We start from the raw sequence: 14,693 nt of genomic DNA, 5'->3' as shown, positions 1-14,693 counted from the left end.
CGCATGGCGGGGCGCTTGGTTGCGCGCCCTGATATTCTTGCCGTTCGCCGCGAGACGGTCGAACACCCGTTCGGCTCGATCAAGCAATGGATGAATCAGGGCGCATTCCTGATGCGCGGGCTGGAGAAGGTTCGCGCCGAGTTCAGTCTGACCGCGCTCGCCTACAATCTAAGAAGAGCCATTACTCTCATCGGCATACCGGGGATGATACGGGCCATTCAGGCATGATTTTACTTAAAATAATCCCTCGTGCGGTCGATAAAACGGCGTTCTACTCCACCACCAATCGTTATCGGTCCGATGGCTCGATCTGACGCGTAGGCGCGCCCAGTTCGTCGTCGCAGCTGCTAACGCGGCCCTTATCTATCCGACAGCAAGTTTACGCACGCTCTGGATCGAGTTTTGAGAAGGATGATGCGTCTGCCCGATAGCTGCCAGGAGCGAGCTGGGCTATGATCAAGCCATGACATCTCAAGAGATCATTCAGTCGATCCCATCGCGGGGTCGCCGTATGCCGGCATTTGGCTGGCGCATCGCACTTGCGTCGTTGACAGTGTCGGCAGGGCCGGCGCTCGCCGCCGACGATGCGCCCATTCCCGCCAAGTCGCAGCGCGCGCCAGAGATACGGTTAGCCAGAACGGATGCCGTCGTTCCGATCGTCATGGTTAAGGAGTTCCCGTTCGTCGACGGGAGCATCGCGGGGTTCCCGGGCAAGCTCATGCTAGACACGGGTAGCGAGCAGGCGCTGACGATCAACGATCATCGGGTTCCGCTCGCCGGCGGACGACCGATCGGCAAAGGACATTTCGGCAGCGGCCAGACCTTCGCCGTGCGCATCATCCCGGAGGCGCGCGACATCCGCGTCGGGAACCTGTCATTTCCCCGCGCCACCCTCGTCGCCGCGCAGGATGCACGCCAACTCGAAGCTATCACACCGGACTTCATCGGCTGGTTCGGCTTCGACGCCTGGGCGGACCACGCGCTCAAGCTCAATTACCGTCGATCAATTGCTACCTTCTACGCTGGCGGCCCCGAAGCTTATCTCGACGGCGAGCATATCTTGGCGAACTTGTCGTTCGAGACGCGCAACCTGCCCAACCACCCGGTCATTACGGCGCAGATCGGCACCATGCCCGTCGTCACAGCCTGGGACACCGGCCAATATGGCACCCTTTTTACAAGCGAGGTAGGCAAACGGCGCTTGCTCACCGAAGGGCGGTTGACCCCTTCGCGAACGAAGCCGGGCACCTTCGATCTTCACGGCCTGAGAATCGGCGGTCATGTCATGCCGGACGTGCCTGCGATCGCGGTGGAGACGACACCGTTCGCCGCAGCGGCGCCTATCGGTCTTACCGAGCCCGACATTCTGACGATTGGCTATGGTCTTCTGCGGCAATACAAGACGGTTTGGGATTATCGGCAGCACCACATCTACCTTCTGGAAAGATAGGAGAAGGCATCCTTCTTGTAGACTTTCGGAAAATAGCTTCACGGGCAGTTCCCGTTCCGCATCCTCCCGATAAGCATTAAGGAATCGTAGTTTTCCCGCAGACGAAGGTCGAGTGGGGAATCCCCAGCTCAACGCCCTGAAAAGCACTGGTCTTAGGTGCCGTTTTCTCGAAATCTGTTCCCAAATCGATTTTCTCGAAATTGCCTAAACGACACGGGAAAACGGGAATTCTTAGCTGACCGGTTTTGGCGACGGCTGCTAGCGGATATGCTCCATCTTGAGCCCTTTGGCCTTTACCTTCTTCCACTCGCGATCTGCAGTGAGGGCGGGAACGCCAAGTAGGATCGCAAGCGCTAGACAGGAGCGATCACCAAGGCCGCGCCCAAACTCCTTCGTTTGAGTGTGCAACTCAGCGGCCGCATACGCGGCCTCCACGTCGTGAGGACGTACATCGAGACGAAGCTCGTCTAGGATCTGGCGGATGGTGGCTGCGCCCAAACCACCAAGCAGGAGTTCCTTGATAACCTCCTGCAGGTTGACGGCGGAAATCGCTGCTCGTCCGACGTGAGGTGTGACCTTGTCGGCGCCTGGTTCATCCCGAACCAGCGCCAGCACTGCGGATGCATCCATTACAACAGATGTCATACCGGGTCTCCCTGCCGGTCAGAATGCGAAGACTCGCCTGCCTCGGTGACTGCCTCTGCCTTGCGATCAGATAGGAAGTCGTCGATTGTTCGGGCCTGCTTGGCATGCTCTCGATAAAGCGCTTGAGCGCGAGAAACCCCGTGACCGATCGGCGACAGGCGGACCTGATCGTCCTCAACCGTCAAAATGACCTTTGCATTTCCTTGAAGCCCCATCGCCTTGCGAACCGATGCTGGCAGAATCATCCGACCGTTACTGGCAACTTTAACGTCTATAGACTGCGCAGCCATCGCGGCGCTCCTCCTCAATGCTTCTGAACAGCCTATGCCACTTTAAGGGATGTGACACAATGCGAGCTCTGGCATCGGGCCTAACCTATCAGGTCTCTATGTCAGTCTGGGTATACCCTGAGCGAGCATGTGGTTTGAACACAAATCGCGTTCAAACAGGGTCGGTAACAGCGAAATGAAACACCTCCTTCAGGAGGTCTAGACCCTGCTTGCACACATAGGGATGCATCTGGCTTACCGGCGTGGATTGCGGGGTCGGCCTATGCCTTTAGAGGGCAATCGTAGGATTCGTAGTCGATGGCATGAGCGTCGGCACGCATTGCATGTTTGACGCTCGGTTCGCGGCTGCCATCAGATCAACGTCATCTAGATCGCGGCAATCGATCCACCACTTTGCGTCAGTGACCCGAAGGCATGCGTTACAGTCGGCGTTGCTGTTTGAGTTGGTTAGCGCTGCGAGCCGCTTGTTCCGGACCGTCGACGCCCAGCTGATTTGCCGATTAGTCCCAGTCAGCGGCGGAAGAACAAGGTGTGAGACAGCGGCGCTGCTCAACGCTGCCGCAGCGACCTCCTCGGCCCGCTTCTCCGCAACGAAGCAGTCACGACAGGTAGTCGTCTTCAGCCACTTGGCCTTACGTTCCTGCTGGCTTTCAAAGCCGGTGAGATGATGAGCCTGCTCATGACCGCAGGCATGAATGATCCGCTGTTCCATGGCATGGATGACGCCCGCTCGCAGTTTGTGCGCAACGCTAATGAGTCAGGTTGAATCAGAATCGCGGCCAGTAGGTCACGACTGAACGGGACAAATGTCCAGCCACCTAAGCTGGAGCAACGCCATCAGCGTTCACCAGATCCGGGCCAACCAATGTGCCGATAAGCCGGACGCGCTTCTCTACCAGATCTACGGGGGTTCGATGCAATTCCAGCTCGTAGCGGCCACCGACATCGCGGAGAAGATAGAAGGCTCCGCCATCGCGGACCAAGGTGCCTATCTCATTGATCCGGTTACCAATCGCTACCATCGCTATGTCGTCGCTCCGTTGATGATCATGCAAAAATTGCGGGAGATCTTTTTGGGCAGCCGATGCTGCTTGGTAGTCCCATGATCCTGCTAATTCGTTCCCGACCGGTCTCTAAAGACTGATATTCCGCCGCGCCATTTCTACGAATGCCATATCGCCAATTGGTGAGCGGGGCTCGGCTTTAAAGATGTCGGCCAAATCGAGCAGATCCTCGTTAGACAGGTCCGCGATCGAGGCTTCGATCTCGGCAAGCCGCCGCACGGCGTGATCGCCGCGATCGGCGACCCGCTTCATTCTTGTCCTGAGCATGCCGCCTTTTATCATAAACGTCCCGGGGGCGGCAGGGGCATTTATTGCCGGTTGGCTGAGGTCATTCGGCCGAAAATGCCCGCTATCTGCAGGCGGAAGAAGCTTCTCTAATGGAGAACCGCACCGGGTTCTGGCAGCAGATCCCAAAGCGGTAGGAACGCACAGCTTCAAAGAGTGAACGACGCCATCACGGTGCATGCGGACCGTCCCATTTCGGTAAAACTGGTGGATAGCGGCCTGTCCGCTTTCGGGCGACGGCCGCCCTAAGCGGACGTTCGTTCAGGAGGCGGGCAGGAGCCCGAAGGGCCGCTTTCTGGTGGAAAGCCGCCAGTCCGCTTTTGAGTGGTGATCACAGTAGGCTGCCGTTCGTTCGGGCGGCAGGGCATTGGGCCCGATCGTCTGATTTTTAATTAAAGCCGGAACTGTATCTTTGGAAGCTGCGGGCACCACGTAAGACGCGGGAAGGATGTATTGTGCAGTAGATCGCGCGATAACGTTCGAACACAGTACATCGTCCACTGAATTGAAGATTACACGCGCTGATATCAATTTTTTCTATCAACAATTATTGAGTATAATAACTAGGATCGGTTGAAAGGCATGCGATGATTACAGTTATCACATAAGCGGATTTGACGGTTCGTTTTATGGTGAATATGAGGGTGGCGAGGCGGGCAGGGGCGATCGCGCGTGGAGAAGACGGTTTTCTGGTCGTGGCAGAGCGACCTTGACGGCCGCGTGACGCGCGAGCTCGTCCGCTCGGCGCTCGACCAGGCGATCGGCATGATCTCGGCCAACCTCGATGAAGCAGAACGCCCCAGCCTCACGTCCGACACGCAGGGCGTCGCCGGCACGCCTGATATCGTCGCCACCATCCTGCGCAAGATCGATGAGGCCGCGGTGTTCGTGGGCGACGTCACGCCGATAGCGATTTCGGCCGATGGAAAGGCCTGCGCCAATCCGAACGTCCTGATCGAGCTTGGCTACGCTCACCGGGCGCTCGGCGAGAACCGCGTGCTGCAGATCTGGAACACGGCCTTCGACGGGGCAACGGTCGACAAGCTTCCGTTCGACATGCGCGGGCGGCGCGGACCCATCCCATTTCACCTACCGGTCGGTGCGGATCGCGAGGGGCTGCGCCGGGTCCGAGCGGATCTCGCCAAGCGGCTCGCCGAGTATCTCCGCCTTGCTCTCGACCAACTGCCCGCACCACCCCCTGAGGCCGTCCATTGGCAACCGCATTTTGCCGGTGATCCGGAGCTCTGGTTTGACCGCAACGAACCGCAGGTCGTGACCCATCCTAGTCACGGATCGAGCAAGTATCGATGGAAGGACCACTTCCCCGGCTATGCGCGCCTTATCCCGTCGAAATGGGAGGCGGAGCCGGGCGCGCGTGCGTCGCTGGTGAGCGCTGAAGGCCATCCCGGACTAATGGCACGCGCTTCGTCGCTCAACTTCGGCCGCAGCCAAGGTGGTGCGGCGATCTACTGGCCGAGCGCCGGGGTCGAGGGCGTCAGTCCGACCGTCGCCGTGACCCAGTGGTTTGAGAAGACGGGCGAGTTTTGGGGCGTTGCTGGCGGGTTCCTGTTCGAGCGGCAGGGCGAGAAGAAACTCGCGACCGGTTACTTCTTTAAGCATTTGCTCGACTTCCTGACTCGGAACGGCAAGCTTGCTCTTGAACACGGCGGCAAGCTCCCGATCCATGTGCGGCTGGGCGTCAACGGGCTTGCCGGCTCGACCTGGCCTCCTGGCGCGCTCGACTTCGGCGATCGCTTCATCGCGACTGAGGACACTTTCGAGTATCAGGCAACGTTGACCTCAATCGAGCCGAACGCGCTGCGCATGCTCGCGGTCGATGCCTTCAACGAGCTGGCCGAGGTTTACGGCCACGAGCCGTTCACCGCGCACGAAATCGCCGAAATGGCGAAGTTCTGATGGAAAATCTGACGTCACCCGCTCATGTGGCGGCGTCGGCAAGCTACCCGAGCGCGAGCAGGCTCGAGGCGGCGTTCCTTGCCTTCCGCCACGTGCTACCCGATGCACCTGCGCGTGCGCCCCAGCAATTCTACGCGCTTGGTGATCTGGAAACTGCCTTCCGCGCCCTGAAGCCGCCTCTGGCGGCAGCCAAGGAGCAGGGCGGCCTTATCAATCCGTGGGCGCTCGCCAGCCTTAAGAGAGACGAAATCCGCACCGCCGCGGCGCTTGCCGGTTTGTGGATGAGCGACTTCGGCGGACTGGCTTCGCAGCGCTTCGCGGCGGCCTATCTCACGGTCGCTCTCCCTGACGTCGACTGGTCCGACGAACTCGGGGCCGGTTACCAGGTCTCGACGGAGGTCTGTCCGCTTGGCGAAGGCGCTGATCGGGTCGATCTGGTTATCACGACGGCGTCCCATCTCATCGGAATCGAGGTCAAGATCCGAGCCGATCTCGGGCCGATGCAGCTGGAGCGATACACCGCGTCGCTTGGGCGGCGGGCCGAACTGCAGAAGCTGGTGCCGGCCGTGATCTTCCTGGCGCCGTTTCGCACAACCGTTCCGACTGTCGCGTCGACAACTTGGTCGGACGTTGCACGGGCGGCTCGCCAAGCTGTCGGCACAGGCGCGATAGGTCGCACGTTCGTCGAACACATGATCGCCAGCTTCGGCGATCATGTCATGAACCTCTAGGAGCCCCGTATGCCGGATCCAGCCATCGGCGCCGTGATCACTCGCCACATCGACGAGCTTGAGGCCTCGTTCCGCTACGCCAACACGTCGATGCAGCCACTGCTCGCTAAAGCCGTCGCCGCGGTTGTAGAAGAGAAGCGCCACGAACTCGGCTGGGTCGGAGAGGTGCCAACCGACTTTGACGAAACGCTGTGGCTCGCGCCGGCAGAATGGCGGATGCCCGGCGAACCCGACGATAACGATTTCTACCTCTCCTTCTCACTCGGAACGACGGCGTCCATTGATGGTCACGAGCCTGCGACCTGGATCGGTACGATGGCCGGTTTTGCGGGAGCGACCATTAGATACGTGTTCGGAACGGACGCGCTCGGGCAGCGCGAATGGAAGAGCTTGCTGAGGTCGCAGAGCGTGTTGCTAGATGAGCTCGTCGACAAGGGCTTTCTGTGCGATCCGAAAACCGGCGACCTTGCACTCACAATACCGCTCAAGCGCGATGCTCTAGCCGATGGCTTCGAAGAGGACGGGCTCGACGACGCCCTCGCTCCGCTGGCAACGGGCATCGACCGGATCCGCACGGCACAGCCTGCGCTCGATCGCTTGGTAGAGGCGATCAAGGCCAAAGCGTCGGCGTGATAGGTTCCCCCGTAATCGCTGCAGCTTGAGAGCGGACGATGATCTTTGATTACGATCACCCCGAAACATGGCCTGCGGACGTCGTCTCATTCCTGGACGATCACCGGGCGGTGCTCGACGACTGGCTCGGCGCGCAGTGCTTTGCCTCACCCTACCAGTATGACGAGATCATTCGGCGGCTTTATGCCGTCCTCCGAGACCACGAAATCCTCGCCTGGCACAGCACGAGGCTTACCCAGCCTGAAATCGCCAGAATATTGGCCGAGGGCATGGAGCTGCCGACAGTCGAAACGCTGATGCGCCGGATCGATGCGGCGGAGGCGCAGGGCGTATTTCCGCAGGCGATCGCGGCGCAGTTCAAGCGCCGGCACCAAGCGGACTCGGCGACGCGGCAAGGGCGGATCTGGTTCCTGTTCACCCGCCCGAACCATGATGACGGGATCCAGGATTTTCTGCGGTTCTGGGGCGGCGAAGCCCTTTACGCGGCGATCGACCGCGATCGGGAGCTTGGGCCAGTGCTTCGCTCTGTCGGGGTGCCCGCCATCGTCGAGGCCGCAATCCCGATGAGCTTCTTTGAAGATAGTCTGGGCTTCGAGTCGCACATCGCCGGGCAATACTGCGCGTGGCGGGCAGGCAGAGATCATGATGCCGTGCCACACGATCGCGTGCTTGCCCCGCTACCTGCCCATTCGATCCGTCGGATCGTAGCTTTCCATGATGCCGAATTCGCGGAGCTCACCGGGTGTGGCACGTACATCGATCCCCTGGCATGCGACGCTACCGTTTGACGTGAGGAGAACTCGGCCGAAAGTGAAGCGTTTGCTGGGACGATCGCACAGCTTCACCACGTGCCCAGTCGACTGGAGAGACGGTATGCAAGTCCTTCGCTGCGAGCACACCGAGCTTGCTCGGGTTGCCGGGTCGTGCCGGCTCAAGCCTTGGAGAACGCCGGGATTGACGATCATGTCGCCGATGGAGGGCACGATGCCGGCAAAACTTGCGACATCGAACTCCTGCTGGCCGTCAGCAATCGTCCCGTCGGGCTCACGAAAATAGATACGGATGTGAATATCGGCCACGTCAGGATCCTCGTTACGATGTCGTCGAACTTCGAACCCGTTTAGCGGTGCCTATCCGGTGCAGCTCAACACGATCAAGATCGAGGCAAAGAAAGCCTTCGCTCTTGCCGGCTTGCATACTGAGGGCGACATGCAGATCGGACGTCGACCATAGGATCAGACTGGAACATGAGTAGCCTCTATCTATCCGATCGAGAGATGGCAGCGATCAAGGCAATCGACTCTCGTGGCCTGGACGAGCGCGTCAGACAGGCGCTGGATGAGCGGCGCGCTTCCATTTTGAGCGATCTCCACCTCGAAGGGGCGCACGCGGCTATCGCCCACCACCTCTACAGATTTGAACGCGATCTCGACAAACATGCGCGGGCCAAGGCAGAGGCTAAGCGGCGGGAGACTTGGAGCACAGCGTGGAGCTCCGGCGATGACCTGAAACACATCGTCAGCAGCTTGAAGCAGCGAGTGGAGGATCAAGAGGCGGAAATGCAGCTCGTGGTGATCCACGATGCAATCATACCACCCCATCGGTTCCAAGAGCGTGTGGAGGTTGATGTCCATTTCCGTTGGCGGACGGGTCCGACCGGCGCATGGTCTAGCGGCACCATTAAATTTTTCCACAATGTTGAAATGCGGCCCGATTATTTACTGCCGCAGCCAGCGCGGAAGCCGAGCTCAACGAAGCTAGAGGCACAGCGGCAGGAGGCACTCTTCGAGCGCTGGGATCATCTGTGCTTGTTGGCGCTGCACGCTGTGCGAGAATATCTCACAACCGGGGGCGATGGTTCGGCTATACCGAAAAGCTTCCAGGCGAAGCCGGGTCGAAGCGAGCACTTTCTCAACAACTTCAGCTGCAATTTCTGGGAGGCCCTTGGTGAGCCACGAGAGCGACCGAGGCCGCTGGCTACGTCGACGACTATTCCAGACTCCGAATCTCAATCGGCGACCTCGGATGGATCACTCACCCTCAACGCCCGCGTAAGGCACCGGCTGTTTGGTGTAGGCACGGTCATACATATCGACGGAGACAAAGTCGCTGCAGACTTCGGTGATCGCGGCACGAAGCGAGTTCAGGTCAGCTTCCTCAACCTCGTGACAGACGAGGAAGCTGATCTCGAGTAAAGCCGCACCTACCGTGATCTAACCTGGGCGGGTGCGAGCAGAACCTGCTAGTCTGAACGGGATGCGATGGCGAACGAGCTCGACGCAAGTCGACTAATAGCGTCGCGTGCCCCACGGCCGTCCGTTGTTGTCGTGTTTGAGTCGATCTCGCCCATCTATCTTGCGCAGAAGCCTGCGACTTGAGACTTCATAACCTAGATGAACTTCTCAGCCACCTCGCGCTTGCCGGTCGGCTCGACGTGCGTGATCTTGCAGCTTTCGGGATAGTAGAAGCCGGAAATATAGAGGGCGTGAGCACCGATCTCGACGCTTACCGAAAGCTCGGTCTTGTCGTCCCAGGTGTCGCGCAAGGACGCCTTGCACATCTCGCCGCGCATCTCGAACGTGAACGACGCGCTCTCTTTGTCCCAGGCATCGACGGCCGTGCGAATGAGGGTCTCACTGATCGCTGCGCGCTTCTTGGGCGACAACATGTCGAGCGAGGATTCGAGGATGGGCCCGAACATGCCGCTGGCGTTCATGGCCTCGAGGATCTTGCGCATGTGGACCCCGGTGTGCTGGTTCACGAACAACGACGAGCGCGACCCGTGCGGGGCGCCGAGAAGGTGCGAGCGGATGTTCCACCAGGTCTCGGCTACCTTCGCACTCTCGGCAGCCGCCGCGGTCTGCTGCGCGAACCAAGACAGGGCGTTGCGGCTGCGGATGGTGCCGTCGGCTTCAAGCTCGACGTCCATGGCGACGACCACCACCGGATGCGCGTTGTTAGCGTAAAGGGGACCCTCGAGCCGTCGAGCGTACAATCCTGCTATCTGTCCCGCAGAGGCGACGAGGCGATCGGCCCTCTCGTCGGTGTAAGGGCAGGTCACGAAACCGCGAACGAACTCGATCGTGTGGTCGATACCGGCATAAGCCTTGATCTGCGAGAGCCCCGAGACATGCTCGAAGCTTCTGCGCGGGGGCGCCGTCAGGATCGGGTGCCAGTCAGGGTAGCGATCAACGGCGTTGCCCAGCTCGTCGAAAAGCTCCCCGACGAGCTGGCGTCCTGCCTCGGGGTCGCTGAGGTTCTTCGTCAGGTACGTCAACGCCTTCGCGTTCTGCTGAGCGGCGACGGTCGGGGACCGAAATTCCATGGTTGAGCCTTCACGTGATAAGGATAAGCTACGTAGGTACCATACTTTACGTAAATGCTCTATACCGTGCGTCGGTATTGCGTTTTGGGCTATTAGATGATCGCCGGACTAAGGGACCGGCAAAAGGATGGGATGAAGAGCGAGCGCACATTGGACGGGCATCTGCGTCACGCTGCAGACCCAGTGGTCGATGTGCGGATTTCGTTGTCACCGGGCTGGAACGACGATAGAACGGTTAATGACTTGGGGGCAGTCGATCAAAGCGCGTCTTCCGAGCGTTGCCACATTAGACAGCGCGAGATGAGTGCATGACGAATGATAGAACAGGCGATCTACGGTGACAAAGGCCACCCACCTTGTCGCGTTGCTGCAAAGTCACATCGATGGTGATGAGGAACAGTTCCTAACAGTCGCCATGCAGGCGGCCGCCAACGAAGCGCGTCTCGGCCACGGCAGGGTAGCCCAGCAACTGCGCGACATGGTCGATGATGCTCGAGCCCGCGGCACGACGAAGGGGCGGGCTCGCGCCGTGCCGCTGGTGCAGCCGCGGGGCGAGCTGGCGAACCTGGTCGCGGCAAAATATGTCGACACGCGCCTTTCGAGCATGGTTCTCCCCGAGGCGCTGCGCGATCGGCTGCAACGCGTGATCGTTGAGCAGCGACAGGCGCATCGCCTGCGCCAGCATGGTCTGCAGCCGCGCCGCAAGCTGCTGCTTATCGGGCCGCCTGGTGCGGGCAAGACGATGACGGCAGCAGCCATCGCCGGCGAGTTGAAGCTGCCCCTCTTTTCCGTCCTTCTTGACGGGCTGCTCACCAAATTCATGGGCGAGACGGCCTCGAAGCTCCGCGCTGTCTTCTCGGCGATGACTGAAACCCGGGGTGTCTATTTCTTTGACGAGTTCGACGCGATCGGTGCCCGCCGCAGCGAGCGCAACGACGTGGGTGAGATCCGCCGCGTGCTCAATTCCTTCCTGCAGTTCCTCGAAGAGGATGACAGCGAGGGCCTGATCGTCGCGGCAACCAACCATCCCGAGTTGCTCGATCCCGCGCTCTTCCGGCGCTTCGACGACGTGATCGAATATGCGCTGCCGGACGCATTCGTCGCCCGAGCGATCCTAGAGGGCCGGCTGTCGGCATTCGACACGGTCTCAGTCTCTTGGGAGCAAGCGACGGGAGAGATCGACGGACTGAGCCAGGCGGACCTCGCCCGCATTGCGGATGAGTCGGCGAAGCGGACCTTGCTCGCAGGGCGTGAGCGCGTGGAGACAGCGGATCTTCTCGCGGCGATCGCCGAGCGAAGGGCGGCGGCCCGACGGTAACTATGGCAGACGAGGAAGGGCGGCCGCATCCGCATATCTACCTGCAGAGAACAGGGGCGCGCCAGGGATACACGGCTTATCAGGCGGGCGGCGATGGCGGCGGAGGACCCCCGCAACGCGATCGCGTTGGCCATGCCGATGCGCTGACCAAGGCCCTGACGCAGGTAGTGCAACAAGGCGAGATGATTTTGGCGAACCGCGAGCCGGCCGTGGCGGCGGGCAAGAAGGGCTTTTACGTCGAATTCACGCTGCCAGTGGGGCAGGCCGATATTGTCGACAAGCTCGAGAACCGCCGCGGCCGTTTCCCTATCGAGCTGGTGAACGTGCACCCTGCCGAGGAGGGACTCGTTTCGGCAACTGTGTTCGTGCCGGAGAGGCAGAAGGATTATTACCTCAAGAAGGTCGCAGCCTATCGCGACGACGACACGGTCAGGCAGAAGACGCTCGACGATGGCTCGATCGTGGAGGTTCGCAAGCCGAAGAACCAGCGCCTCGTCGCTTCGCTCGAGACCGCACGGCTGGCGGTCGCGCGGTCGTTCTACACCGATCAGGCAGATCTCTTCCCTGCACCGGGCGTCGAAGCCTGGTGGGAGGTCTGGGTTCGCAAGGGGACGAAAGGATCGTTCGACAAGGCTGCGCAGGCGCTTGGCATGGTGACCCGCGAACATAGTCTCGAATTTGCGGAGCGTGATGTCGTTGTCGCTAAGGGCTCGCCTGAACAGCTCGGACGGGTCATCGCCAACACCGACAGCGTCGCGGAGCTCCGCCTCGCATGCGATACGCCCTCGCTGTACATGGGTATGGACGGCGCTGAGCAGCGGACGTGGAGCGCGGACCTAGCCGACCGGCTCATGCCGATCGACGGCGAGGTGCCGGCCGTCTGCCTGCTCGATTCCGGGACGACCATCGGCCATCCGCTCATCGCGCCCTATCTGCTTCCGGCCGATCAGCAGGCGTTCGATGCCATCTGGAATGTTGAAGATGTAAGCACGCAGGCCCACGGCGGGCATGGCACCCAGATGTCGGGTACGCTGCTGTACGGCGACCTCATGGAGGTGCTCGACGGAACGGGGCCTGTGGTCGTTCGGCACCGGCTCGAGTCTATCAAGATCCTGCCGGATCATGGGGCCAACGACCCCGATCTCTATGGGGCGATCACCGCCCAGGCTATCGCTCGCGCCGAGATCGCGGCGCCGAACCGGCCAAGGGCGATCTGCCTCGCTGTCACCAGTCTCGGCGATTATGGTCGGGGCAGACCATCGGCCTGGTCGGCGAAGCTCGACGCGCTCACGTTCGGGCGCGACGAGGTGCAACGGTTTATCGCGGTCGCTGCGGGCAATATCCGCGAGGCGATCGTCGCGGCCGACTACCCCGCCCGCAACGACACGATGCCGATCGAGAGCCCGGCCCAGGCCTGGAATGCACTGACCGTCGGCGCCTTCACGGAGCGAACGCTGATCACTGATGCGAGCTATGCCGGCTGGAGCGCTCTCGGAGCCGCCGGCGACATCATGCCGCGCAGCCGCACGTCCGTCAGCTGGACCCGCGAATGGCCGCTCAAGCCCGACGTCGTATTCGAAGGCGGCAACATCGGGCACGATCCGGCCACGGGGCAGGGCGACCATGTAGATGATCTCGCCTTACTGACTACCTATCGCTCAATGGCAGAGCGGCCGTTCACGACGACGGGCGACACCAGCGCAGCGACCGCGCTCGCGGCACGGATGGCGGCGCAGATAATGGCGGAAAAGCCAGCCCTATGGCCTGAGACGGTCCGCGGTCTGATCGTTCATTCTGCAGAGTGGACCGCTGCCATGCGAGCCCATCAGGGTGCCATCGGCAAGCCCGCGCTCGTGCGGCGCTACGGCTTTGGCGTCCCGTCGCTGGTGCGCGCGCTTGGTAGCCTCGATCACGATGTGACCCTCGTCACTGAGGACGAGATCGTGCCGTTCAAGATGAAGAGCGGAGCAGCAGTCACGGATGAATTGGCGGTTCATCGGCTACCATGGCCGCGCGAGGCACTGCTGGCACTGGACCCTGCGACGCTCGTCCAACTGCGGATAACCTTAAGTTACTTCATCGAGCCAAATCCCGGGGAGCGCGGATTGTCGAGGCGGCACGTCTATGCGAGCCACGGTTTGCGCTTCGACCTGAAGCACGCGGATGACGCGCTTGACACCTTCCTGCGACGTCGGACCTCGGAAGCGGGCGCTCGGCCGCCTAAGCGCGCTGCATCGGAAACGGGCTGGGTTGTGGGACCGCAACTGCGCAACAAAGGGTCGCTGCACGCGGATATTTGGGAAGGCACCGCGACTGAGCTTGCCGCTCGCGACGCGATCATTGTCTATCCGACGGGCGGCTGGTGGCGGGAGAATGTTGCCCAAGGCCGCGCCGGCGAGCCAGTGCGCTATAGCCTCATTGCCAGCATTCGAGCAGCACCGGGAACAGAATTATATACCGAGGTAGCGACACAAATTGCTTCGGAAATCGCGATCGAAATCTAGACGAGCATCGGTCGGTTGATCGCACTGCCGCCGGTGAGTAGATTGCCAACGCGGCCGACGCGCCTCGGGTGCATCTGGAAACCTAGGGCCGCTTCGGATTTGGTCGATCGGCAATTTTCCCGCCGGCCAGCTCGCTCGTCAGTTCACTTCGTCTCATTCCACGGCCGCTGATCGAGGTGTTAAACGGGCACGAACGAATGTCTGAAGTTGGGAAGTGCATAACGGCCGCTGAATGTCGTCTTGTGGGTCCTCGCTGAAGCGAGGCGGTTGGCGGGTGTCGACCAAAGTCAGCCGTTCATATTTATTCCTGTGAACGTCCGATCCCGCCGATAGCCGCCAATCGCGCCGATCAACGCCAGCGACCGATAGCGCTCTGAATTGTCGACCGTCTGCGCCGCCTCCGGACAAAGATCGGGGAATTACTGCGTCTAAACTGGGGGAGGCGGAACGATCGGTTTGGAATGGCGATCGCTATAAGCCACCGTTTGTTCATTCGTCCCTTTACCCGCCTATCGGAGGCAGACTGCTGGG

General features: G+C 60.8%; 15 protein-coding genes. 10 read left to right on the top strand and 5 right to left on the bottom strand.

The genetic code is table 11. From position 1 onward, the window contains the following. Nucleotides 1–228: transposase (locus C8J43_RS21400; RefSeq protein ID WP_165899729.1), on the top strand; the 228-nt coding region annotated here is incomplete at its 5' end. A 283-nt stretch (nt 229–511) separates the two neighbouring features. Next, entirely contained in the window at nt 512–1,450 is a 939-nt protein-coding gene (locus C8J43_RS21395; protein WP_133032582.1) for a hypothetical protein, read from the top strand. 258 nt (nt 1,451–1,708) lie between these two features. Here C8J43_RS21395 and C8J43_RS21390 read toward each other — a convergent pair whose 3' ends face one another. The 4 genes from C8J43_RS21390 to C8J43_RS21375 form a co-directional block, all read right to left on the bottom strand. Beyond that, nucleotides 1,709–2,095, bottom strand: coding sequence for a type II toxin-antitoxin system VapC family toxin (locus C8J43_RS21390; protein WP_133032581.1), 387 nt, complete (start codon nt 2,093–2,095; stop codon nt 1,709–1,711). Continuing rightward, a complete protein-coding gene (locus tag C8J43_RS21385; protein WP_133032580.1) occupies nt 2,092–2,385 on the bottom strand; it encodes an AbrB/MazE/SpoVT family DNA-binding domain-containing protein in 294 nt (97 codons plus the stop codon). The genes C8J43_RS21390 and C8J43_RS21385 overlap by 4 nt, the downstream gene beginning before the upstream one ends. 818 nt (nt 2,386–3,203) lie before the next feature. Continuing rightward, nucleotides 3,204–3,407 carry a DUF5818 domain-containing protein gene (locus tag C8J43_RS22490; protein ID WP_133032579.1) on the bottom strand — a complete coding sequence of 68 codons (204 nt, stop codon included), beginning with the start codon at nt 3,405–3,407 and terminating at the stop codon, nt 3,204–3,206. A gap of 111 nt (nt 3,408–3,518) precedes the next feature. Continuing rightward, a complete protein-coding gene (locus C8J43_RS21375) occupies nt 3,519–3,701 on the bottom strand; it encodes a hypothetical protein (RefSeq protein WP_235188274.1) in 183 nt (60 codons plus the stop codon). Nucleotides 3,702–4,499: 798 nt separating this feature from the next. Here C8J43_RS21375 and C8J43_RS21370 point away from each other — a divergent pair. From C8J43_RS21370 to C8J43_RS21345, 6 genes are all read left to right on the top strand, one after another. Continuing rightward, nucleotides 4,500–5,651 carry a hypothetical protein gene (locus C8J43_RS21370; protein WP_133032578.1) on the top strand — a complete coding sequence of 384 codons (1,152 nt, stop codon included), beginning with the start codon at nt 4,500–4,502 and terminating at the stop codon, nt 5,649–5,651. Then, the gene (locus C8J43_RS21365) at nt 5,651–6,382 is read left to right on the top strand and encodes a PD-(D/E)XK nuclease family protein (protein ID WP_133032577.1); all 732 of its coding nucleotides are present in this window, start codon (nt 5,651–5,653) and stop codon (nt 6,380–6,382) included. Before C8J43_RS21370 ends, C8J43_RS21365 begins: the two co-directional genes overlap by 1 nt. A gap of 9 nt (nt 6,383–6,391) precedes the next feature. After that, a complete protein-coding gene (locus C8J43_RS21360; protein ID WP_133032576.1) occupies nt 6,392–7,015 on the top strand; it encodes a hypothetical protein in 624 nt (207 codons plus the stop codon). Between the two features lie 110 nt (nt 7,016–7,125). Beyond that, entirely contained in the window at nt 7,126–7,803 is a 678-nt protein-coding gene (locus C8J43_RS21355) for a hypothetical protein (RefSeq protein ID WP_133032575.1), read from the top strand. A 135-nt stretch (nt 7,804–7,938) separates the two neighbouring features. Next, nucleotides 7,939–8,139 carry a hypothetical protein gene (locus C8J43_RS21350; RefSeq protein WP_133032574.1) on the top strand — a complete coding sequence of 67 codons (201 nt, stop codon included), beginning with the start codon at nt 7,939–7,941 and terminating at the stop codon, nt 8,137–8,139. Between the two features lie 153 nt (nt 8,140–8,292). Next, on the top strand, nt 8,293–9,210 hold the full coding sequence (locus C8J43_RS21345) for a hypothetical protein (RefSeq protein WP_133032573.1): 918 nt from the start codon (nt 8,293–8,295) through the stop codon (nt 9,208–9,210). A gap of 194 nt (nt 9,211–9,404) precedes the next feature. On the opposite strand, the gene C8J43_RS21340 is transcribed toward C8J43_RS21345, so the two are convergent. Continuing rightward, nucleotides 9,405–10,292: a hypothetical protein gene (locus C8J43_RS21340; protein ID WP_133032572.1), complete on the bottom strand. Its 888-nt coding sequence runs from the start codon at nt 10,290–10,292 to the stop codon at nt 9,405–9,407. A gap of 385 nt (nt 10,293–10,677) precedes the next feature. Here C8J43_RS21340 and C8J43_RS21335 point away from each other — a divergent pair, with 385 nt between their 5' ends. Then, nucleotides 10,678–11,658 (top strand): ATP-binding protein, encoded by a 981-nt coding sequence (locus C8J43_RS21335; RefSeq protein ID WP_133032571.1) that lies wholly within the window; start codon nt 10,678–10,680, stop codon nt 11,656–11,658. Nucleotides 11,659–11,660: 2 nt separating this feature from the next. Then, entirely contained in the window at nt 11,661–14,162 is a 2,502-nt protein-coding gene (locus C8J43_RS21330; RefSeq protein ID WP_133032570.1) for a S8 family peptidase, read from the top strand. Nucleotides 14,163–14,693 lie beyond the last annotated feature (531 nt).

Origin of the sequence: Sphingomonas sp. PP-CE-1G-424 (assembly GCF_004341085.1) — a bacterium.
In the GTDB taxonomy this organism is placed as follows: Bacteria; Pseudomonadota; Alphaproteobacteria; order Sphingomonadales; family Sphingomonadaceae; genus Sphingomonas.
This window is presented reverse-complemented; position numbering and strand designations above follow the sequence as displayed.